Origin of the sequence: Saccharospirillum impatiens DSM 12546, from assembly GCF_000423605.1 — a bacterium.
Classification (GTDB): Bacteria; Pseudomonadota; Gammaproteobacteria; order Pseudomonadales; family Natronospirillaceae; genus Saccharospirillum; species Saccharospirillum impatiens.
In genome coordinates this window covers 36,429-57,008 of sequence record NZ_AUIH01000010.1, presented here as the reverse complement: position 1 = coordinate 57,008, position 20,580 = coordinate 36,429, and the positions used below count along the sequence as shown (strand labels likewise).

Genomic DNA, 20,580 nt, shown 5'->3' with positions numbered 1-20,580 from the left:
AGAAAAGTAGATAGCAGCCTTGAGTTCGGCTTCACAGTAAAGGCGACGATGTGAATTCAGACGCACCCAACTGAAGTTAGACCAACAGCCTTGCCAACCGGCGTCGGAGGAAAACCCATTTGAAAAACCAATGCATTTGATAATAGTAATTATTATCAATAGGCTAACCGAACTCCAATCTGACCTGGTCCGGATCAAGCCGGGCCGATTGTTTCGGAGAGACTGCATGAAGCGATGCCTGAGTATTCTGATGTTATTGGTTCCCATGGCAACATTCGCCGCGGAAACAAGAAGCTTTACTGATGGCCTGGGCGATAGCCTGAACATCCCCGTCGACCCGCAACGCATTGTCGCCCTCAATGATCACGTGCTGGCCATGCCCCTGATCGAGCTAGGCGCCCCATTGGTGGGTAGCAGCGGCCGAATTGCGGCGGACGGCAGCCACTATCTGCGCGGCGTAAAAGACTTGCTGGGTGTTGACTTTACCAACAGTCCAATCGAATTCGTGGGTACCTATTCTGAACTGGACCTGAAAAAGATCGTATCGCTGAACCCCGACTTGCTGGTCGCCTTCACCTACCACGATGCGGCCACACTTGATCAGATGAGGAAAATTGCGCCCACGGTGGTGATCGATTCAGACCAACCGGTTCTCGACTTCATTCGCGACCTTGCCGATGTTGCTGGAGTATTGGATGAATACAACAACCGCCTTGCCCGTTATCAGAATCGGCTGGCCGAAGCCAGAGCCATCATCCCCAATGCGTCCGACATTCAGGTATCCGTCATACAAGCTTACGACGGCAAACTGACGGTGTATGAATCGTACGGGGCACTCGGCCAGGTGATCAGTGATATGGGTTTCAACCAACCTGAAGCGGTTGCCGCTATTGATGACTCCGCCGAATTCAGTGCTGAATCCCTGCCACAATTTGACGGCGACTTTGTTTTCGATACGTATCGGATTTCTGCCGGCGACTTGCCACAGAATGCACGCGAACGAATGGCCGATGTGTTACCCGGCTGGTGCGACATTCTGCAGGCCTGTCGCAACAACCAGTACATCGCACTGCCACGAACCTTTGTCTACTCGTCTTCTTTTGCCTCGCTGGAACTGAACATTCAACTGTTAACGACACACATTGGTGGCCGCAATTTCACACCCTTTGAACAATAGGAAGCACGACTCATGAAACTGATGCGCTATTTCATACCTGCGCTTACGGTATTAGCATCGAGCCTGCCTATTACCACCCAGGCTGAAGACTTCCCAATCACCATTGAGCATAAATTTGGCACCAGCGTTATTCCCGAGAAACCAGAACGGGTTGCCAGCATTGATTATGGCGGCATTGGTAATCTTTTAGCAGTCGGCGTAGAGCCCGTTACCGTACGTCAATGGCGCCCAGGGGATGGGTTTGATTATACGGCTGGCCCCTGGGCCGAACCTTACCTGAATAGCCAGCCGCTGGTATTGGAAGGTGATTTGAACTTTGAAGCCATTGCTGGAACCAACCCGGACATCATTATCGCACTCTACTCCGGGATTGATGCCGACGACTACGAAAAACTGAGCCTGATTGCGCCGGTCGTACCGGTACCTGAGGGCAAGGGCAACTATGACCTCCCCTGGGATGAGCGCGCACGCCTGGCAGCCTATGCCGTAGGTGAAGCCGCCAGTGCTGAACAACAAATTGACGTGATCCACCAACGCCTGGCTGATATCGCCTCGGCGCACCCGCAATGGCATGACCTCACAGTGGTCGTAGGCGGGTTTCGGGATGCCAACCCCTGGGCCTATACCCGAAACGATGCCCGCACCGCATTTCTCTTGTCGATGGGGTTTAAAAGCCCGCCCGCACTCGATGAACTCACCGATGAGCACAACTTCAATATAGAACTCTCTCCCGAACAAGTCGACGTGATCAATGCAGACGTTCTTGTTCACTATGGCAACAGTGAAAAAACCTTGCAAGCTCTCGACCACCCCGCCCACCCATTCCTGAAGGCATCGCAATCGGGTGGCGAGATTTACTTGCCCAATCTGGTGGTCGCCGCGCTTGCGCGAATTTCCTTACTCTCGATACCTTCAGCTCTGGACGCACTGGAACCCATGCTCGAAGCCGCAGCCGATGGAGACCCGGAAACGCGGGTTCCTGATGCACGATATTGAACGGTAATTTAAGGAGACCTTTTTGTGCCGGCTACTGCCCGTAGAGTTGGCACTGGAGTCTGAAATCAGAAACCCCCGTAGTCGCTGGGGTTTCTGATTAAAAGCGACTAGCTTGCCACCTTAAATGCCTTAAGAGCGCGACCATTGAGCCATGCTGTCCCCAGTAGCAGTAGCGACGCCAGGAGTGTAATGACAGAGACAACACCAAAGTGCTCTCCCTGGAAAAATGACATAAAACCTCCGCCTAGCATCAAAACCGCAACAACTAGTAATGCATAGCTGCCCAAGTAAAGCGTTATAGACCACCGTTGTTTTAAAACACTGATCGTCAGCCACCCAAACAAGCATGGAACGAAGAGAAACAGCATAGATCTTACGCCGAACAGGCTCAGTGCACCGGAGAAACCGATTGATTGAGCTGTGCTGATGAATGGTAATAGAACTCTGATTGCAAGCAACCATAGAGACAATGCCAAGAATAAAGCATTTAGTGAAATTAAGATCTTCCTTTTCATTTTGGTTCCTTTTTACGTGATTACTTATTAGAACGTTTTTTGGTGGGTGAATTTAATCCGCGAGTAATTCAGCAGGCGAATTGGGTTGTCTATTGACGGTAGTGTCCTTTCATCATCAAATTCTTTGTTATTTAGTCCCAATGGGTCAATAAAGCATATGGAATTTGGACAATATTGATAGGCATTCAACCCGCCACTGAGCCCAATCGGGTCCTGACTAACATACCGTCCCGCTTGCGATCATAGTACCGATGCAAGTTCTGATACAATCCGGTTTCCACATCCTCGTATTGCCCCTGGAAACGCAAGCTAGGCTCGAACGGTTGTCCAGTCACCGGATGCGTAATGGCTGCCTCTGCATCACGCGTCTTCCCGTAAGTTTCATGATCCGTTGACCACACCTCTTCACCCGTCTCATGGCTGTACATCGCCTTGGGCGTCCCCGCATGGTCGGTATCAATATGATGCAGCCCAAGCGCTTCATCCCACAGGGCCACTGGGATGTAGCTGCCTGGCAGGTATTGGTATATTCGGTGGTTCTGCGCTTTGGCGTTTTGGTTCAGCGAGCGGACCTGCTTCAGGGTCTGGCCTTGCCTGATGTAGGCTTCGCTGTGGCTGTGTTTTAGAGCGTTGTGGCCGTCGTTGCTGCTTTGGTCTGCATCGGGCAGAAGGTAGATTCTAGAAATGCTGACGCAATTTCAGTCTTCTTCCGAGTCTGATCGAATTCAGATTCGACACACTTTACCGAACACGGATCACAGAATCGATGCAACCCTCCTTCTACATTCCCATCTAGCCCCTAAAACGCAAGAAAACCACGAATACTTGAACACTACAACCATGTTGAATGATGGCTACCTTCGCACTTAACTGCTAGCCTATGACTGATTGGTTTGTAGATCAGAAATCTCCGAAGCCTCCTTTCACTATACAAGATCTTCAGTCACTCTGCGTTGCAAGCATTAGGAACTGCCATTAGGCCCCGAGGCCAAAAACGCTCTCCAATGTCTCAATAGCACCTCAAACTCCCCACGACCCAACCTAACAAAGTAATCCTCATCTAAAAGTGAATAAACTGTAACTTCACTAAGACTAATGTCTGCAGCCCAGCTTTCTCTATCCCAGCTGTAGCAGCTAATCGTTCCTTCTTTAACCCTTGAAATACTGTCAAGGCACTCGTCAATCCAACTAATACTATGTTCAAGAGTCAATCCACCACTATCAGTTAACAAGCAGGAGATAACGTCTATACCTTGCGAGCTAACCAAATCGGTTGTGCATTGAGGCTCTATTGCTCCCTCTACTTTTCTCCACTCAAATTCGTATTTCATTAGTCTCAAATCTTAGGATAAACCGTTGCTTTAGGTTGTAGATAGCCTTCTACACGAACGCCACTTTGAGTCGTCCCAGTCCACTTATTCCCTATTACTGTTCGATTAAAGTACGCAAAGTCTACTTCGCGCTTTAGTCGTTCCGCGTCCCAGGCGTCAGGGAACATAGTTGAAATTCCACCATTATTGGTTTTTGATAAAAATTGATCGGGATTAGCCGGGTCAACAACTTCTATTCTCGCTGAATAGACTCCTTGAGCATTGGGCGAAGATTGCGTACCAGTAATTACACGAACCTGTCCAGTAGCAGTTGAGTGGCCACCAACAACCTTTCCACTTGATTTCACTTCAGCATTAAAAATGTGACCATCATAGTCAATAGGCGCCCGGGGAATCTGAAAACTATTTGGATCGTTACACTCTTTGCTGGTCAGCCCTATTTGATCAGCCCACCCCACCGGGTTAGGGCAATACTGATAGGCATTCAACCCACCACTGAGCCCAATCGGATCCTGGTTAATATACCGCCCGGCACCAGGATCATAGTATCGGTGCAAGTTCTGGTAAAGGCCAGTTTCTACATCTTCATATTGCCCCTGGAAACGCAGTCCAGGCTCGAACGTCTGTCCAGTCACCGGATGCGTAATGGCTGCCTCTGCATCACGCGTCTTCCCGTAAGTTTCATGATCCGTTGACCACACCTCTTCACCCGTCTCATGGCTGTACATCGCCTTAGGCGTCCCAGCATGATCGGTATCAATATGATGCAGCCCAAGCGCTTCATCCCACAGGGCCACCGGGATGTGGCTGCCTGGCAGGTATTGGTAGATTCGGTGGTTCTGCGCTTTGGCGTTTTGGTTCAGCGAGCGGACCTGCTTTAGGGTCTGGCCTTGCCAGATGTAGGCTTCGCTGTGGCTGTGTTTTAGTGGGTTGTGCCCGTCGTTGCTGCTTTGGTCGGCATCGGGCAGGAACACCTGTTTGTCGATGCGTCGGCCGAGGGCGTCGTAGCGGAACTGGACGCGTTGCTTGAGTTCGCCTGAGCGCAGGGTCTCGACTGAGGTCAGTTGGTGTTTGGCGTTGTAGCTGAGCCGTTGTTCCTGTTGTTTGTTTTTACCGCGTTGGATGCGGACCGGGTTGCCGTGCTCGTCGTAGCTGAAATGCCGGTCGCCGTGGAATGGCAGGCGGTTATCTGGCAGGGCGGTCATGCCTTCGCTGAGCAGGTTGCCGGCCGGGTCCTGATGGATCGGTTGGTTGTCGGCCTGGGTCAGGCGGTCGAGGGCGTCGTATTGGTAGTGGCGGGTGCCCCGGTTTTGATCCTGGATCTGGCGGATGCGACCGAGGGCGTCGTATTGGTAGTCCCGGGCTTCCAGTGTTTGCGCAGCGGGGTCGTTTGGGTTGCTGTGCTGGCGCTGGTAGCTCGACAGGCGACCTTCGGGGTCGTATTGCCACTGGCTTTGGTGCTGGCCTTGCTGGCGCTCGATCAGTTGGCCCAGTGGATTGTAGTGCTGGCTCAGTACTTCCTGAGGCTGGGTGTTTTGGCCCTGTGCTGTAGCCAGTTGCAGGCGGCTAAGCTGGCCCTTAGGTGTCCATTGGTAGTGCTCGCTCCAGCCGGGGGCGTAGTAGTCGGTGTGCAACGCGGCCCAGCGCTGGCCCGGTGGTTGTTTGCGCAGGGCGGAGTGGTCGATGCGCTGCAGTCGGCCATCTGTGCCGTAGCGGTAATGCTGGCTGTGCTGGTAGGGCTGGGGTGCGCCCATCCAGCCTGCGAACTGCTGGGTGATCTCGTCTTCGATTAAACGGCCCTGTAGGTCGTACTCGAACCGGTGGCTTGCGTCGGGGTTGCGGGCGACCGCTAAGCGACCGAGGGCGTCGTATTGGTATTCGGCCCAGGTGTCGGCGTCGGGGCGGTCGGGGTGGCGGTGGTGCTCGCGGATTAACTGCCCGAGAGCGTCACGCTCGAACTGGCTTTCGATGGGGCCGTCTTGCTGGCCAATAAGGTGGCCGGCGGCGTTGTAGCGGTAAGCCAGAGTGCGGCCGTCGAAGCCGGTTTCTTGCACCAGGCGTTCGCAGGCGTCGTAGTCGAACCGGTGAGCCTGGCCATTGGCGTTGATCAGTGCGCTGAGGTTGCGTTCGCTGTCGTATTCGTAACGCAGGGTCTGGCCGTTGGGCAGGGTTCGGGCGTCGGGCTGGGCAAATACCGAGTAGTGCCATTCGCTGCGCCGGCCGCCGGTGTCGGTCTGGGCGGTTAAACGACCCGCGCCGTCGTATTCGTAGCGCTGGCTTTGGCCGTGGGCATTGATGTGGGTGAGTAGCCGGCCCTGGTCGTCGTAATGGTAGTGTTGGGTGTCACCCCAAGCGTCGTGATCCGTTGGCCAGACTTTCTCGCCAGTGCCTTAGGATAAAGCCGACAGAAGGCTTAACAACTTACCAGGACCGAACCCACTGGAGTCCGCTAGAAATTTCCTGAAACATCACCATTTCTGTTCTGGACGAGCACTAATTGTGAGGGTCATCTTCATCATCCAGATAAACGGAACATTCTTGAAATACTAAGCCTTCCAACGCAATCTTGACCTCCCAGAGCTCAGCTTGTTGCTTCAAATAGATCACCCCATTTTCATTGACCACAACTAAATTATGATAATCAATTTGTGACCAGTCAGATGCAAAGACATCCTTTGTTCGAGAACCCAATAACTTAATTACAACTCTATTGAAGTCCACATTCCATGCTCCCCACTTTTTAACATCAATGGCAGGCTTCTGCCTGATGTGAATATTTAGAGAACACCTCCCACCAACATCCAAAGATAGCTGACCGATTCTGACTTCTGAAAGAATACCTTTTGGGTATAATTGTTCCAGAAATTTGTTTCTAGAAATTAACTGAATCAAGTTCATTTTTATACTCAAAAATTGTAGTGCCCATGTGTTCCAGGAAAACTGCCAGTATTTAGGTTTTCAATTGGCCTTACATTGAAATGCGCTTCAGCCCCATGGTTAATGGTAGCTTTTATATGACCAAGACTGTGTTCCTGTATTGAAACTGAGACTCCATCTTGATTGACGAAATAATATTCTCTAAACGTTACAGGAATTCCATCTTCATTTAACACTCGCTTCCCGTATCCGTCTTCTAGTTCTGGCAGCAATACTTGGTTAGGCTGCTGAGACATCGGTATGCCGGAATCTCTCTTCGCTTGCCTGAAAGCATCTCTTCTGGAATCAGCGTTGTAAAATGTTTTCTTATTCTTGTCGCATTCTTTCGTGCTCAACCCCAATGGGTCAACGTATTCCACCGGATTCGGGCAGTACTGGTAGGCGTTGAGCCCTCCGAGTAGACCGATTGGGTCTTGGTTGATGTAACGGCCAGCACCCGGATCATAGTACCGGTACCGGTTCTGGTACAACCCGGTTTCCACATCCTCGTACTGGCCCTGGAACCGTAGCTGTGGCTCGAACGGCTGGCCGGTTAGCGGGTGGGTGAGTTTGGCGTTGCTGTCTCGTGTTTTGCCATAGGTTTCGTGATCAGTACTCCACACTTCTTCGCCGTCTTCATGGCGGTACATCGCCTTGGGCGTACCCGCATGATCGGTATCAATATGATGCAGCCCAAGCGCTTCATCCCAAAGCGCCACGGGGATGTGGCTACCTGGCAGGTATTGGTATATTCGGTGGTTCTGCGCTTTGGCGTTTTGGTTCAGTGAGCGGACCTGCTTCAGGGTCTGGCCTTGCCAGATGTAGGCTTCGCTGTGGCTGTGTTTTAGTGGGTTGTGCCCGTCGTTGCTGCTTTGGTCGGCATCGGGCAGGTACACCTGTTTGTCGATGCGCCGGCCGAGGGCGTCGTAGCGGAACTGGACGCGTTGCTTGAGTTCGCCTGAGCGCAGGGTCTCGACTGAGGTCAGTTGGTGTTTGGCGTTGTAGCTGAGCCGTTGTTCCTGTTGTTTGTTTTTACCGCGTTGGATGCGGACCAGGTTGCCGTGCTCGTCGTAGCTGAAGTGACGGTCGCCGTGGAATGGCAGGCGGTTATCTGGCAGGGCGGTCATGCCTTCGCTGAGCAGGTTGCCGGCCGGGTCTTGATGGATCGGTTGGTTGTCGGCCTGGGTCAGGCGGTCTAGGGCGTCGTATTGGTAGTGGCGGGTGCCCCGGTTTTGATCCTGAACTTGCCGGATGCGGCCGAGGGCGTCGTATTGGTAGTCTCGGGCTTCCAGTGTTTGCGCAGCGGGGTCGTTTGGGTTGCTGTGCTGGCGCTGGTAGCTCGACAGGCGACCTTCGGGGTCGTAATACCATTGGCTTTGGTGCTGGCCTTGCTGGCGCTCGATCAGTTGGCCCAGTGGGTTGTAGTGCTGGCTCAGTACGTCCTGAGGCTGGGTGTTTTGGCCCTGTGCTGTAGCCAGTTGCAGGCGGCTAAGCTGGCCCTGAGGTGTCCATTGGTAGTGCTCGCTCCAGCCGGGGGCGTAGTAGTCGGTGTGCAACGCGGCCCAGCGCTGGCCCGGTGGTTGTTTGCGCAGGGCGGCGTGGTCGATGCGCTGCAGTCGGCCATCTGTGCCGTAGCGGTAATGCTGGCTGTGCTGGTAGGGCTGGGGTGCGCCCATCCAGCCTGCGAACTGCTGGGTGATCTCGTCTTCGATCAAGCGGCCCTGTAGGTCGTATTCGAACCGGTGGCTTGCGTCGGGGTTGCGGGCGACCGCTAAGCGGCCGAGGGCGTCGTATTGGTATTCAGCCCAGGTGTTGGCGTCGGGTCGGTCGGGGTGGCGGTGGCGCTCGCGGATTAACTGCCCGAGAGCGTCACGCTCGAACTGGCTTTCGATGGGGCCGTCTTGCTGGCCAATGAGGTGTCCGGCAGCGTTGTAGCGGTAAGCCAGAGTGCGGCCGTCGAAGCCGGTTTCTTGTACCAGGCGTTCGCAGGCGTCGTAGTCGAACCGGTGAGCCTGACCATTGGCGTTGATCAGTGCGCTGAGGTTGCGTTCGCTGTCGTATTCGTAACGCAGGATCTGGCCGTTGGGCAGGGTTCGGGCGTCGGGCTGGGCAAATACCGAGTAGTGCCATTCGCTGCGCCGGCCGCCGGTGTCGGTCTGGGCGGTTAAACGACCCGCGCCGTCGTATTCGTAACACTGGCTTTGGCCGTGGGCATTGATGTGGGTGAGTAGCCGGCCCTGATCGTCGTAATGGTAGTGCTGGGTGTCGCCACGGGCGTTCGTCTCGCTGTGCAGGCGGCCCTGGTCGTCGTAGTCGTAGTCGCGCTCGTCCAGTACCGGGCGCTCGCCGCTGGCATCCACCAGGCCCAGCAGGCGGTAATGCGTCAGGGTGCCGTGCTGGGGGTGCCATTGGTAGTGATGCTGTTGGCCGAGCCGGTCTAGATGGCGAGCCAGTTGGTCGCGCCGGTAATACCAGCGTTCGCGGCTGCCATCGGGGTGCGTGGCTTCGCTCAGGCGGTCGCTGGTGTCATAACGGTAGTGGGTGCTCTGGCCAAGTGGGTCGGTGATGCGTTCTGGCTGGGTGTTTTGGCCCGCGTAACGCAAGCGGTAGCGTTGGCCCAGGGCATTCTCGTGTTCGACCAGGCGGCCCAGGGTGTCGAACCGGTAGCGGCGGGTGGTGCCTTCGGCGTCGGTGTGGCGAATCAGTCGGTTGTGGCTGTCGTAATCGCGCTGCTCGGTGTGGCCGTCGCCGCGGGTGTGTGCCACCAGGTTGCCGTGCGGGTCGAACCTGAAGGTCTCGGTGTGGCCCTTGCTGTCGGTTACCTGGCTTTGGCGGTTGTCGGGGTCCCAACCGAAGCGAGTGTCGTAATGCAGAACATCCGGCTGGTTCGGGTCCACCGCATATTGGCGCAGGCAGCGTCCTTCAGGGGCGGTTTGATCCCACTCGAATACGAACCGCAAACCTGCCGGTAGCTGACGCCATAAAAACAGGTGGTTGCTGTAGCGGTATTGTTCGAGCAGACCGCGCTGGTCACAGGCGGCTATCAGGTCACCGTGTCGATCGAGCCGATAGCGCACCAGTGTCTCAGTGGCTTGGTCGGGGCTGGCTTGCAGGCTAATGGCTTGCCAGCCATGGCGGCCTGCCTGAAAGCGCAATACGGCCCCCCAACTGGCTTCGGCGCGGTCGAGCTGGCCACTTGTGTTGGCTCCGACAATGTCGGCGTAGAACAACTGCCAGCGATGATGACCGTTGACGCTGCTCAGTTGGCTTAAGCGCCAGCGCTCCGGCTGAAACGGGTCGGGTTCGAAATGCAGTACCTGGCCATTCTGGCGCAGAGTGAAGTAATCGTCGTAGCGGCTTAGCCGGTCGCCGGTGCGGCTTTCAATGGCTTCGCCCTGGTTCGGCAAGGGGTAGGCGGTGGTGGTGCCTTCACCGTCGCGGTGCTTGATCTGCCCTTCGGTCAGTACCAGGGTGTGCGAAAACGGGTGGCTCCAGCCGTGGCCCAGCTCACTGCGATGGGCGCTGGCTGAGCTGCGATAAAGCCGCTTCCAGTTCAGTGCCAGCGGACCGGGCAGTTCGAAATCCAGGTTGGAGAACAGCTCTTCGCCGGTCAGCATGTTGATCGGGTCGCCGCAGGTGGTGCTGCGGCTTTCGCATTGCACGGTCTCGTCGTTATCGTTTCGGGCTTCGGTCTCGGTGTGGCGAGCTTGGCTGGCCGGTAACGTTTCTTGCTCTATGCGGTACTGGCTGTTGTGGTTCTGATGCGGAAACCTTACGGCAACGCGTTCGTGGCGCTGGGCGATGCGGTTAGCTGGCAGCAGGTGGTAAATACGACGCAGACTGCTGATCATCCCGGTGAAATAGCGCGAGTGCCTCATGGCCGCTACCGACCCGGCGACGACCGCTGCCGCCCCTGCCGTCAAAGCCGTTGCAACCGCCAACGCAATGGCAAACAAAATATCAAACGCCAGGGTGCCCAGGGCCTCGGCTTTTTGCACGGTACTCATCGACTCGAAATAGCGGTGTGGCAACTCGGACAACATGGCCCAGGTTTCAGCATCGGTCGCCAGCCAGGTCAGGACGGTAAAGGCCTGTTCGGCCTGATCCAGGGCGTGGCCCGCTTCGGCGGCCAGGTAGGCGAAGTCTTCCTTGAGCTCACTCAAGTCGTAGCCGTCTTCCAGTTTGTCGTAGAAGGCGGCGCCTGCGCGCGCTGTCGCGGTGACCGTGCTGGTTATGGCGGACGCGGTACCGGTAACCAAGTCGCTGCCAGAGCTCCAGATGCTGTGCATGACCGCACCGGTCAGGATGAGGTTACGTTCCACAAAATTGTACTCGGCCAGCAAGTCGTTCAGGCGTTGCTTGTCGGCTTCGCGTTCGCCGATGAAACCGTCGAGGCTGTCTTTTAAGGCATTGCGCAGCGCTGGCAGTTGGCTGTCGTCAGCCTCGTAAGTGATGCTGGCTTCGCCTTCGGGCAGGTTGGTCAGTTCGGCTTCGCCGTTGTCGTCGAGCCGGCCGCTGTAGCGGCTGCCATTCAGTTCAACCTGGTAGCGTACGTCGGGCAGGGGCTCGCCCTGATCGTCAACATAGCGCAGTGCCAGGGTGCGGTCGGTGCGGGTGCCTTCGGCCTCATAATGTTCAACGGCCTCGCGCTCTTGCGGGTTCATCTGACTCGCCGCAGTGCTGAGAGCCTGCCCGCCTGCACTGCCGCCAGAGGTTGACGCTTGCCGATTGCGCGCGGGAATTTTAACCAGGCAATGCCAGACAGATGTTTGCCCGGCCGGCCCTCTCGCCGGATGCCACTCGTCACGGCCATTGTGCACAAAAAACAGGGTGCGCTCGTTGGCGACGCGGTTGCGCGCCTGTTCTCGGCTTAACAACGACCAACTGCGCCAATCCGGTCGCAATTGATTGCGCAGCCCGCGCGGCAACCGCTCTACGGCAGCCGGGTCACCCAAAACGGGAGGAGGCGTGTCGGTGGGTTCAGATTGAGTGGAAAGTCTGTGGTGGTCGGCGTCAAACAGATCATCATCAGACGGCTGACCATCCGAAAAGTGAGGGCACATTTGCTCGGTTCCTTTGTGTCCCAGTTCCTTGCGACAACGCCCTGCAATGTGACCGGTCCATGCATTAATTCCTTGAATGCTGGCACTCTATTCAATTGAGTTTCTCAGGCAACCCCTAAGATCATTGGGGTTTGGTTTTTGTGATCGATGTCGCCGAATAAGCCTGCGCTCACTCGTTTCGCAAAGCGGCCAAACTGTGCACGACTTCATCGCGCAACCAACGGTTCGCCGGATCTGCGTCACGCGACCGATGCCAGTAGAGATACACCGACAGTTGCAACCCCGGCAAAGGAAAAGGCGTGACGGAAAACGGCTGTATTTGCAAAGCCTGCTGCAGAAACAGACGTGGGACCGTCAGCAAACAATCCGTAGTGGCCACCACCTGACAGGCCGTCCACAGGCTTTGGCACCTAACCGCTGGCACGCGCCGGTGGCCATGCCGGTGCAGCCAGTCATCTTCAAGCCCTGGACCATCGGTGCGGCGTGAGACCAGCACATGGCGGCTGGTAAGGTACGTCTCGACGGAGATATCTGATTGCAGCGCCGGATGCCCAGGCCGACCCATCACCACATAATCGGACGTCAGTAAGGCTTGCTGCACGATCTGATCGCTCACGTGCACCGAGGCATCAATCGCCAGATCCAACTCGGCATTCACCAGCCCCTCGACCAGGGCAGCCCGCGAAATCGCCTGCCCCGCCATGCGAACCGAAGGCGCCTGGTCAGCCACACGGGCCATCAGCGCGGGCAGCATTACGTTTTCGAAGGCGTTGTTTAACCCAATCACAAACGACTGCTCACTGGTTTGCGGTTCAAACCGGTCCAATCCGGTCAGAGCTTTATGAAGCTGGCGCCAGGGGCCGGCGGTCTCGGCCAGCAAGCGTTGAGTTTGCGCGGTGGGCACCAACGTTCGGCCCCGACGTTCGAACACCGGGTCATCGAAATGCTGACGCAGTCGCTTCAGGGCATGGCTCACGGCGGGCTGGGATACGTGCAACCGCTCGGCGGCCTTGGTGGTGGAGCGGCATTCGTCGAGCACCCGCATGACCACAAGTAGGTTCAGATCCAGCTTATCGAGGTTCATGGGTAGTATTCATTTATCTAATGGAATGTGATTCAAAGAATTCATTCTTTTTATACGTTGCCATTGGCTAGACTGCAACCAGACTCTTTACCTCAGTTGGAAACGCCCATGGTGTACGACCTGTCCAAACACGCCGAAGACACTCTTGCCCGGGTAACCGCTTGCGTTGAAAACGACATCATCCCGCTTGAGAGCCCTTTTGCCGAGGCGATGAAAAACCCGAACCGGGGTTGGGAGCTGATGCCCGAGATCGAGGCTCTGAAAACCCGCAATCGTGAAGCCGATTTGTGGAATCTCTTCCTGCCGCCAGGCACTCACGGTTTGCCGGGTGATCCGGGCGTGCCGACTCAGGGGTTCAGCAATTATGAATACGCCTTTATGGCGGAAGCCATGGGTCGCAGCTTGCTGGCACCCGAGGTGTTCAACTGCAATGCACCGGACACCGGCAATATGGAAGTGTTGCTGCATTACGCCAGTGCCGAACAGCAACAGCAGTGGTTATTGCCGTTGCTTAAAGGTGAGATTCGCTCTGCGTTTTGCATGACCGAGCCTGACGTGGCGTCGTCCGATGCCACCAATATGGAAGCGACAGCCGAGGTCGAAGGCGATGACGTGGTGTTGAACGGCACCAAGTGGTGGAGCACGGGAGCCGGTCACCCAAACTGCGAGATGCTGATTTTTATGGGGCGCAGCAGCGCGACGGCACCACGTCATCAACAGCATTCGATGGTGCTCGTACCCCGCCACACTAAAGGCGTATCCGTCGATCGATTGCTCAGTGTGTTCGGCAATGAGCACAAGCCCTACGGCCATGGCGTGGTGCGGTTCGATAACGTGCGCCTGCCCAAAAGCGCCCTGATCGCAGGCGAAGGGCGCGGCTTTGAAATCGCCCAGGGCCGACTCGGACCCGGGCGTATTCACCATGCCATGCGTGCCATTGGAGCCGCTGAGCGGTTGCTGCAACTGATGATCGAACGCGGCTTGTCGCGCCAGGCCTTCGGCAAGCCGCTGGTTGACCTTGGCGGGAACCGGGAGCGCATTGCCAACCACAGAATGGCGATCAACCAGGCGCGGTTGCTGTGTTTGCACACGGCCAAGCTGATCGATCGGCAAGGCGTGCGCAGTGCCTTGTCGGAAGTCGCGCAAATTAAAGTGGTTGCCGCTAACCTGATGCAAAGCGTGGCCGACGACGCCATTCAGATGCATGGGGGCGCCGGCGTTGATGACGCCTTGCCACTGGCTGAATTCTGGGCGGGCGGGCGCGTGTTGCGTCTGGCCGACGGACCTGACGAAGTACACCGTGCCACCATCGCCAAACTTGAACTGAAACGCTACGGAGCCAAAACCTGATGCCGACCTCAAACGCCCCCTCTACCGTTGTGATCACCGGTGGTGCCAATGGTCTCGGGTATGCCCTGGCTAAGGTTCATGCCGCACAAGGCGACCGGGTGATACTGGTCGATCGGGATGCGCAGCAGGGTAACGCAAGCGCCGAGTCACTGGGTGGTGAGGCTCAGTTCATTGCCTGTGACCTGACCGATGCACAGCAATGCGAAGCCCTGGTGAAACGTATTCGAACGATCACCCCCGCCGTCACACGGCTTTATAATAATGCGGGTATTGCCGGTAGCATCGGCAAACTAAAACACCAGACCGACGCCAACTGGGAGGCGGTGTTTGGCATTAACCTGTTCGCGCCGGTGCGGTTAACCCGGTTACTGCTGCCGTTATTGGAAGCCTCACCCAAGGCCAGCATTGTGAACACGGCCTCGATGGCGGGTTTGTTGTCAGCCAGTCACATGGCAGCTTACAGCGCGAGCAAAGCGGCGCTGGTTTCAGTATCGGAAACCCTGCACAAGGAACTGCACCACAGTGGCATTGGTGTCAGCGTGGCCTGCCCGGCATTTTTTAAAACCAACCTGACCGACAGCATTCCACCGCAAGAAGGCAAAGCCCGCGCATCGGTTGAGAAACTCATGGCCCGAGGCAAACTCAGTGCCGACCAGGTCGCCCGGATCATCGTACGCAGCGCGGACCGCGGGCAATTCCTGATACTGCCGCACGGTCGGGAACGCTGGTTCTGGTACCTGAAACGGTTGTCCTACCGGGCATTGCACAGCCTGATGATGCGCCAGCAACCCAGGCCCGACAAAACGGCAACCCGCCCGGATACAGGAGCCTCGCAATGAGCCAGACCGACCCGACCATTGCCATGCGTAAAGGCGAAACACTGCCAGTTGAAGCGCTGGATCAGGAACTGAAGCAGCATCTGCCGTCGTTGACTGGCACGCCGGAGATAACCCAGTTCCCGGGAGGCGCCTCCAACCTCACCTACCGGCTGAGTTACCCGGACCAGTCACTGATTTTGCGCCGCCCGCCGCCCGGCCCCTTGCCCAAAGGCGCGCACAATATGGTGCGCGAAGCCGAATTGATGCAGGCCATTCAACCGCATTACCCGAAGGCGCCGGAGGTGGTGATGATCGTGAGCGGATCGCCCACGCTCGGCTGCGACTACTACCTGATGAAAGAACAGCGGGGCCTGATTCTGCGTCGCACCCCGCCCATGGACCTATCAGCCGGGCAATGCCAGCGTTTGTGCCAGGTGTTCGTCGACGGGCTGGCCGAACTGCACGGCATTGATGTCAACGAAGCAGGCCTATCGCACCTGGGCAAAGGCGAAGGTTACATCGCCCGCCAGGTAAGCAGCTGGACCGACCGCCTGAGCCGGGCGCAGTCACCGGACGTACCCGCCTTTGACGACATCGGCCACTGGCTGACGCAGCATCAACCGGCCGATCAGCCCGCCTGCCTGATTCACAACGACTACCGTTTCGACAACCTGGTTCTGGACCCGGAGACTTTCGCCGCTCGTGGCGTGCTCGACTGGGAACTGGCGACTCTGGGCGACCCACTGATGGATCTGGGCACTGCCCTGGCTTACTGGGTTGAAGCCGACGATCACCCGGCCATGCTGGCCATTCGTCCGCAACCAACACACTTGCCGGGCATGATGACGCGGGCTGAACTGGTCAGCGCCTATTGCAAGGCTCGTGACATCGCTGAGGTGGACTTCCGGTTCTACGAAGTCTTTGGTCTGTTCCGACTGGCCGGTATTCTGCAGCAAATTTACGCGCGTTTTTATCAGGGCCAAACGACCGACAAACGCTTCGCGGGCTTTGGCCAGGTGGTGGCGCACTTGCACCAGCGTTGCGCCGGGTTGATCGTCTGATGGCCACGGTTTATCTGGTTCGACACGGGCAGGCATCGAGCAATTTGCTCAATTACGATTCGCTCAGTGACCTGGGGCAACAACAAATTCTTCATCTGGCGAAGTTCTATCGGCCTAGCTGGAAAGCGGCTGCACTCCACTCAGGCACACTGACCCGGCAACGCCAGAGTGAACAGCTGTTTAGCGGGCATATGGTCGAAGCAAGTACCTCCAATGCCGATGCCCGATGGAACGAATTCGACTTTCTCGACATCGTTCGCCAACACCGGCCTGAGTGGGAAGACCCGGTAAAAATGCAGCAAGACCTGAGTCGGGAAGATCACCCCGGCCGGGCGTTTTTATCGGTTTTTCGGGGTGCCCTGGAACGCTGGATCGATGGTGGCACCCATGAGCACTACACCGAAAGCTGGACCGACTTCAACGCGCGAACCGCCGCCGCACTGGCTGAACTGGATGCGGAAAAAACCCATTGGGTGTTTACCTCTGGCGGTGTTATTTCCGCGCTGATCAGCCAGGCCTTGAAGCTGGATGCAGCGGCGGCGATGCGCATTAACCTGGGCTTGCACAATGCATCGGTCACCACATTAAGGCCACAACGTGGCCAATGGCGCATGCAGGGTATCAACCAGGTTCAGCACTTTATGGACCAGCCCGACTGGCTAACCTTTCACTGATATCACTCGTTCAATGAACACTTACTCGAATAACACTCACATCAATAACAAAGGAGTCATTATGGCCAACCCCTTCGACCTGACCGGAAAAATCGCGCTGATCACCGGAGCCAGCAAAGGCATCGGTGCCGCCATTGCCCATGCACTGGCGGATCAGGGTGCCTATGTTATTGTCACCAGTCGCAAGGCTGAAGCCTGTGCCGAAGTGGTGGAACAGATTCGCGCCAACGGCGGAAAAGGCGAGGCCGCGGCCTGTCATATCGGTGATTTGCACGCCATGGAAATGACCGTACAAATGCTGCTGGAGCAACACGGACACATCGACATTCTGGTGAACAACGCGGCGGCAAACCCTTATTTCGGCCCCATTGACCAGACCCCGCTGGATGCCTTTAACAAAACGCTGGATGTGAACATTCGCGGCTATTTCTACATGACCAACCTGGTCGGCCAGTCGATGAAAAAAACCGGCGGTAGCATCATTAACATTGCGTCGGTCAACGGTGTCATTCCGGGTGACTTTCAGGGCGTCTACTCAATCACCAAATCAGCGGTCATTGCCATGACCAAAACCCACGCCAAAGAGTGGGCCAAACACAAGATTCGAGTGAACTGCCTACTGCCCGGGCTCACCAAAACCAAATTCGCCAGCGCCATTACCGACAACCCCGAAATGATGAAACAGGTGCTGCCACACATTCCGATGGGTCGTGCCGCCGAGCCGGAAGAAATGACGGGCCAGGTTGTCTATTGGGCGAGCGATGCCAGTGGCTATACCACCGGCAGTGTGGTGAATGTGGATGGCGGGTATTTGCTGGTGTAAGCAGGGGGTACCAGGAAGCCTGACTTTTTCAGGCTGGCGAGCTCTGCCGATATTGCTCTATCGGGAAAACCGGCTTTACTATCAATTACCCAAGCCTGAGGAGCCTCGCAATGTTGATGTCTGCCGCCAAATCCACCCTGGTGCTGGTTGATTTCCAGAAACGACTGATGCCCGCCATCGACAATGCAGACTCCGTTGCTGAACGGGCCTTGACCCTGGCCAGTATTGCGGGACTGCTGGACATCCCCATTATCGGGACGGAGCAAACACCCGAAAAACTGGGGCCCAACGATGACCGGTTCTATCAGCATTGTCAGCAAACCCTGCACAAGTCTACATTTGATGCGTGCGAAAGCGGTCTGCTCAACGCCATTGAGGACCACCGCACCCAAATCATCATCGGTGGCTGTGAAGCGCACATCTGTGTGCTACAAACGGCAATGGGCTTACTGGATGCAGGCTTTCGGGTTTGGGTAGTAGCAGATGCCGTTGGCGCTCGCCAGCCGGGAAACCGCGAGTTGGCACTGCAGAGATTGCGCCAGCAAGGGGCCGATATTGTGTCGACGGAGATGGTCGCCTTTGAATGGCTCGGCAATGCCGAACACCCTCAATTCCGGAACGCACTGGCGCACATAAAGTAACGCCAACCGGGTTAAACTGATTCCCCTCATCGCGACCGGAGTGTGAATCATGCTTGCTTTACTGAGCCAATGGATGCCCGACTCACTGAACAACCTGGCATTCTGGAGTCTGGTTCTGGTCAGCTACATGACGTCAGCCATAACCGCGGCTCTGGGCATTGGTGGCGGCGTAACCCTGCTGGCCATAATGGCCAACCTGCTGCCTGCCAGCGCCGTCATTCCTCTTCACGGGGTGGTTCAATTTGGCTCAAACCTGGGGCGGTTAACCACACTGTTTCGCTTTGTCGACTGGCGCCTGGTGCTGTGGTTCTCGATCGGTAGCCTGATCGGCTCAGTCATTGGTGCAGGGGCATCTACCCAAATGCCTGCGGCCGGCCTGCAAATAGCCATGGGGGTTTTCATTCTATACACCGCCTGGTTGCCACCCATCACATTGCCTACCGGTAAGAAATTCATATCAATGCTCGGCGGTGTGACCTCCTTCATCAGTATGATTGTGGGCGGTGTTGCACCCCTTGTTTTTGCTGCGATCAAACCGATGTTTACCGAACGTACCGCCCTGGTCGGAACGATGGCCGCGCTGATCAGCGGCCAGCAATTGTTGAAAGTGGTGTTCTTTGGTTTCTTCGGCTTTGTGTTTTCTGACTGGTATCTGATGATCGCCCTGATGCTGTTTACCGGTTACCTCGGCACCCTGACCGGCCGGGTTTTTCTGGAACGCCTGTCCGCCGAGCAGGTGCAACCCATCCTGAAAGTGGTGCTGACCATTATGGCCGTTCGGTTGCTATACCTAGGCGTAATTGGTTAACGCCACTTATTACCTTCAAACACTTCCGGGTTGTATAGATTGTGTCGCCCGACATGATGAATATCACGTTCGCCACACAGCGCCATACTGACATCCAGTTCATTTCTGAGAATACGCAGTACGTCGGTGACGCCAGCCTCGCCCGCGGCCCCCAGTCCGTATAAAAACGGCCGACCAATATAAGTCGACTTGGCACCCAGGCATAGGGCCTTCAAGATAGCCTGGCCAGTCCGAATGCCACCGTCAATGTGCACTTCCAGATCGTCACCAACGGCATCCAGAATCGCAGGAAGAACCTCAATACTGGAAGGCGCTCCGTCAAGTTGACGTCCACCATGATTGGACACAATGATGGCATCGGCTCCGGTTTTCGCCGCCAACTTCGCATCTTCCGGGTCCATGATACCCTTAAGAATCATGGGCCCACCCCAGCGTTCCCTGATCCAGGCAATGTCGTCCCAGGACAGTTTTGGGTCCAACTGTTTGGCCGACCACTCCGACAGCGACGTCATGTTCTCAATACCTTTGACGTGGCCAATCACATTTCCGAAACCCCGGCGCTTGGTGCCCAGCATGCGCATCGCCCAGGCGGGGCGAGCCATGATTTGCAGCAAACTGTTAAGGCTGAACGAAGGTGGCGCACTGAGCCCATTGCGAACATCTTTGTGGCGCTGACCAAGGATCTGCAAATCCAGCGTCACCACCAGGGCACTGCAACCGGCCGCTTTGGCCCGATCAATCAGCCGACCAATAAAATCCCGGTCACGCATCACATACAACTGGAACCAGAATGGCTTGCTCGTATGAGCGGCAACATCTTCAATCGAACAAATGCTCATGGTCGACAAAGTAAAGGGTACCCCCGCTTTTTCGGCGGCCCGGGCGGCGTGAATTTCACCATCGGCCCATTGCAAACCGGTAAGACCGGTGGGTGCCAGCGCCAAAGGCATGGAAACCGGTTGACCGACCATGGAGGTTTCCAGATTACGGTCACTCATATCAACAGCCACGCGCTGGCGAAATTTCAGCCGGTCAAAATCCGAGGCATTAGCCCGGTAGGTTGATTCCGTCCAGGAACCGGAGTCCGCATAGTCGTAAAACATACGCGGCACACGGCGACGGGCCAGACGCTGGTAATCGAAAACGTCACAGGGTTTTGTCATTCAATTCACTTCCTTATCTCATGCTTTACACAGCTCGGACTTCACTTATTGCAATGCATTGAGTGCTGGCTACCGGGTAAGCTGATCCGGGGAAGTCTGCAGCATGGATGCTGCAGTCTAGGCCCCATGGACGGGTTTACGCCGACCCCGGATCGGCTTA

Annotated in this window: 19 protein-coding genes and 1 pseudogene; 11 read left to right on the top strand and 9 right to left on the bottom strand. The window is 56.2% G+C overall.

Annotation, left to right across the window (positions count from 1 at the left end):
• Nucleotides 1-226: 226 nt before the first annotated feature.
• Together G565_RS0109055 and G565_RS0109050 are read left to right on the top strand one after the other, a co-directional pair.
• Complete coding sequence (locus tag G565_RS0109055) at nt 227-1,177, top strand: ABC transporter substrate-binding protein (RefSeq protein ID WP_028670632.1); 951 nt, start codon at nt 227-229, stop codon at nt 1,175-1,177.
• A 12-nt stretch (nt 1,178-1,189) separates the two neighbouring features.
• On the top strand, nt 1,190-2,173 hold the full coding sequence (locus G565_RS0109050) for an ABC transporter substrate-binding protein (protein ID WP_051207671.1): 984 nt from the start codon (nt 1,190-1,192) through the stop codon (nt 2,171-2,173).
• Between the two features lie 107 nt (nt 2,174-2,280).
• On the opposite strand, the gene G565_RS0109045 is transcribed toward G565_RS0109050, so the two are convergent.
• The 3 genes and pseudogenes from G565_RS0109045 to G565_RS27700 all read right to left on the bottom strand — a co-directional run bounded on the left by G565_RS0109045 (nt 2,281) and on the right by G565_RS27700 (nt 3,116).
• A complete protein-coding gene (locus tag G565_RS0109045; protein WP_028670630.1) occupies nt 2,281-2,688 on the bottom strand; it encodes a hypothetical protein in 408 nt (135 codons plus the stop codon).
• Nucleotides 2,689-2,715: 27 nt separating this feature from the next.
• Nucleotides 2,716-2,913: pseudogene (locus tag G565_RS27670) on the bottom strand (RHS repeat-associated core domain-containing protein); the annotation flags it as partial.
• Nucleotides 2,874-3,116: an RHS repeat-associated core domain-containing protein gene (locus G565_RS27700; RefSeq protein ID WP_028670629.1), complete on the bottom strand. Its 243-nt coding sequence runs from the start codon at nt 3,114-3,116 to the stop codon at nt 2,874-2,876. The gene G565_RS27700 and the pseudogene G565_RS27670, both read right to left, overlap by 40 nt.
• Nucleotides 3,117-3,134: 18 nt before the next feature.
• Between G565_RS27700 and G565_RS27005 the strand changes: the two genes are divergently transcribed.
• Nucleotides 3,135-3,314: a hypothetical protein gene (locus G565_RS27005; protein WP_028670628.1), complete on the top strand. Its 180-nt coding sequence runs from the start codon at nt 3,135-3,137 to the stop codon at nt 3,312-3,314.
• 336 nt (nt 3,315-3,650) lie between these two features.
• Here G565_RS27005 and G565_RS27000 read toward each other — a convergent pair whose 3' ends face one another.
• Complete coding sequence (locus tag G565_RS27000; protein WP_169579632.1) at nt 3,651-4,019, bottom strand: hypothetical protein; 369 nt, start codon at nt 4,017-4,019, stop codon at nt 3,651-3,653.
• A gap of 5 nt (nt 4,020-4,024) precedes the next feature.
• A complete protein-coding gene (locus G565_RS0109030; RefSeq protein ID WP_483826393.1) occupies nt 4,025-6,127 on the bottom strand; it encodes an RHS repeat-associated core domain-containing protein in 2,103 nt (700 codons plus the stop codon).
• Here G565_RS0109030 and G565_RS0109025 point away from each other — a divergent pair.
• A complete protein-coding gene (locus tag G565_RS0109025; protein WP_028670626.1) occupies nt 6,068-6,265 on the top strand; it encodes a hypothetical protein in 198 nt (65 codons plus the stop codon). The two genes, G565_RS0109030 and G565_RS0109025, sit on opposite strands and share 60 nt — an antisense overlap.
• A gap of 247 nt (nt 6,266-6,512) precedes the next feature.
• Here the strand turns inward: G565_RS0109025 and G565_RS0109020 are convergent, their stop codons facing one another.
• The 3 genes from G565_RS0109020 to G565_RS0109010 form a co-directional block, all read right to left on the bottom strand.
• Nucleotides 6,513-6,917, bottom strand: coding sequence for a hypothetical protein (locus tag G565_RS0109020; RefSeq protein ID WP_037338485.1), 405 nt, complete (start codon nt 6,915-6,917; stop codon nt 6,513-6,515).
• A gap of 8 nt (nt 6,918-6,925) precedes the next feature.
• A complete protein-coding gene (locus G565_RS0109015; protein WP_028670624.1) occupies nt 6,926-11,998 on the bottom strand; it encodes an RHS repeat-associated core domain-containing protein in 5,073 nt (1,690 codons plus the stop codon).
• Between the two features lie 169 nt (nt 11,999-12,167).
• The gene (locus G565_RS0109010) at nt 12,168-13,082 is read right to left on the bottom strand and encodes a LysR family transcriptional regulator (RefSeq protein WP_028670623.1); all 915 of its coding nucleotides are present in this window, start codon (nt 13,080-13,082) and stop codon (nt 12,168-12,170) included.
• A gap of 108 nt (nt 13,083-13,190) precedes the next feature.
• Between G565_RS0109010 and G565_RS0109005 the strand changes: the two genes are divergently transcribed.
• From G565_RS0109005 to G565_RS0108975, 7 genes are all read left to right on the top strand, one after another.
• Nucleotides 13,191-14,432, top strand: a complete 1,242-nt coding sequence (locus G565_RS0109005) for an acyl-CoA dehydrogenase family protein (protein WP_028670622.1) — start codon at nt 13,191-13,193, stop codon at nt 14,430-14,432.
• Nucleotides 14,432-15,271, top strand: coding sequence for an SDR family NAD(P)-dependent oxidoreductase (locus tag G565_RS23605; protein WP_051207669.1), 840 nt, complete (start codon nt 14,432-14,434; stop codon nt 15,269-15,271). Before G565_RS0109005 ends, G565_RS23605 begins: the two co-directional genes overlap by 1 nt.
• Nucleotides 15,268-16,311: a phosphotransferase family protein gene (locus G565_RS0108995; protein ID WP_028670621.1), complete on the top strand. Its 1,044-nt coding sequence runs from the start codon at nt 15,268-15,270 to the stop codon at nt 16,309-16,311. The genes G565_RS23605 and G565_RS0108995 overlap by 4 nt, the downstream gene beginning before the upstream one ends.
• Nucleotides 16,311-16,985: a histidine phosphatase family protein gene (locus G565_RS0108990; protein WP_028670620.1), complete on the top strand. Its 675-nt coding sequence runs from the start codon at nt 16,311-16,313 to the stop codon at nt 16,983-16,985. Before G565_RS0108995 ends, G565_RS0108990 begins: the two co-directional genes overlap by 1 nt.
• A gap of 61 nt (nt 16,986-17,046) precedes the next feature.
• Nucleotides 17,047-17,808, top strand: coding sequence for an SDR family oxidoreductase (locus G565_RS0108985; RefSeq protein ID WP_037338482.1), 762 nt, complete (start codon nt 17,047-17,049; stop codon nt 17,806-17,808).
• A gap of 110 nt (nt 17,809-17,918) precedes the next feature.
• Complete coding sequence (locus tag G565_RS0108980) at nt 17,919-18,449, top strand: isochorismatase family protein (RefSeq protein ID WP_028670618.1); 531 nt, start codon at nt 17,919-17,921, stop codon at nt 18,447-18,449.
• A gap of 49 nt (nt 18,450-18,498) precedes the next feature.
• A complete protein-coding gene (locus tag G565_RS0108975) occupies nt 18,499-19,257 on the top strand; it encodes a sulfite exporter TauE/SafE family protein (RefSeq protein WP_051207667.1) in 759 nt (252 codons plus the stop codon).
• Here G565_RS0108975 and G565_RS0108970 read toward each other — a convergent pair.
• On the bottom strand, nt 19,254-20,420 hold the full coding sequence (locus G565_RS0108970; RefSeq protein ID WP_028670616.1) for an alpha-hydroxy acid oxidase: 1,167 nt from the start codon (nt 20,418-20,420) through the stop codon (nt 19,254-19,256). The two genes, G565_RS0108975 and G565_RS0108970, sit on opposite strands and share 4 nt — an antisense overlap.
• Nucleotides 20,421-20,580 lie beyond the last annotated feature (160 nt).

What these genes read in the sequence shown, in the direction of transcription:
- G565_RS0109055 (WP_028670632.1), top strand. Translation starts at nt 227, where the DNA reads ATGAAGCGATGCCTGAGTATTCTGATGTTATTGGTTCCCATGGCAACA.
- G565_RS0109050 (WP_051207671.1), top strand. Translation starts at nt 1,190, where the DNA reads ATGAAACTGATGCGCTATTTCATACCTGCGCTTACGGTATTAGCATCG.
- G565_RS0109045 (WP_028670630.1), bottom strand. Translation starts at nt 2,688, where the DNA reads ATGAAAAGGAAGATCTTAATTTCACTAAATGCTTTATTCTTGGCATTG.
- G565_RS27700 (WP_028670629.1), bottom strand. Translation starts at nt 3,116, where the DNA reads ATGTACAGCCATGAGACGGGTGAAGAGGTGTGGTCAACGGATCATGAA.
- G565_RS27005 (WP_028670628.1), top strand. Translation starts at nt 3,135, where the DNA reads ATGGTCGGTATCAATATGATGCAGCCCAAGCGCTTCATCCCACAGGGC.
- G565_RS27000 (WP_169579632.1), bottom strand. Translation starts at nt 4,019, where the DNA reads ATGAAATACGAATTTGAGTGGAGAAAAGTAGAGGGAGCAATAGAGCCT.
- G565_RS0109020 (WP_037338485.1), bottom strand. Translation starts at nt 6,917, where the DNA reads ATGAACTTGATTCAGTTAATTTCTAGAAACAAATTTCTGGAACAATTA.
- G565_RS0109015 (WP_028670624.1), bottom strand. Translation starts at nt 11,998, where the DNA reads ATGTGCCCTCACTTTTCGGATGGTCAGCCGTCTGATGATGATCTGTTT.
- G565_RS0109010 (WP_028670623.1), bottom strand. Translation starts at nt 13,082, where the DNA reads ATGAACCTCGATAAGCTGGATCTGAACCTACTTGTGGTCATGCGGGTG.
- G565_RS0109005 (WP_028670622.1), top strand. Translation starts at nt 13,191, where the DNA reads ATGGTGTACGACCTGTCCAAACACGCCGAAGACACTCTTGCCCGGGTA.
- G565_RS23605 (WP_051207669.1), top strand. Translation starts at nt 14,432, where the DNA reads ATGCCGACCTCAAACGCCCCCTCTACCGTTGTGATCACCGGTGGTGCC.
- G565_RS0108995 (WP_028670621.1), top strand. Translation starts at nt 15,268, where the DNA reads ATGAGCCAGACCGACCCGACCATTGCCATGCGTAAAGGCGAAACACTG.
- G565_RS0108990 (WP_028670620.1), top strand. Translation starts at nt 16,311, where the DNA reads ATGGCCACGGTTTATCTGGTTCGACACGGGCAGGCATCGAGCAATTTG.
- G565_RS0108985 (WP_037338482.1), top strand. Translation starts at nt 17,047, where the DNA reads ATGGCCAACCCCTTCGACCTGACCGGAAAAATCGCGCTGATCACCGGA.
- G565_RS0108980 (WP_028670618.1), top strand. Translation starts at nt 17,919, where the DNA reads ATGTTGATGTCTGCCGCCAAATCCACCCTGGTGCTGGTTGATTTCCAG.
- G565_RS0108975 (WP_051207667.1), top strand. Translation starts at nt 18,499, where the DNA reads ATGCTTGCTTTACTGAGCCAATGGATGCCCGACTCACTGAACAACCTG.
- G565_RS0108970 (WP_028670616.1), bottom strand. Translation starts at nt 20,420, where the DNA reads ATGACAAAACCCTGTGACGTTTTCGATTACCAGCGTCTGGCCCGTCGC.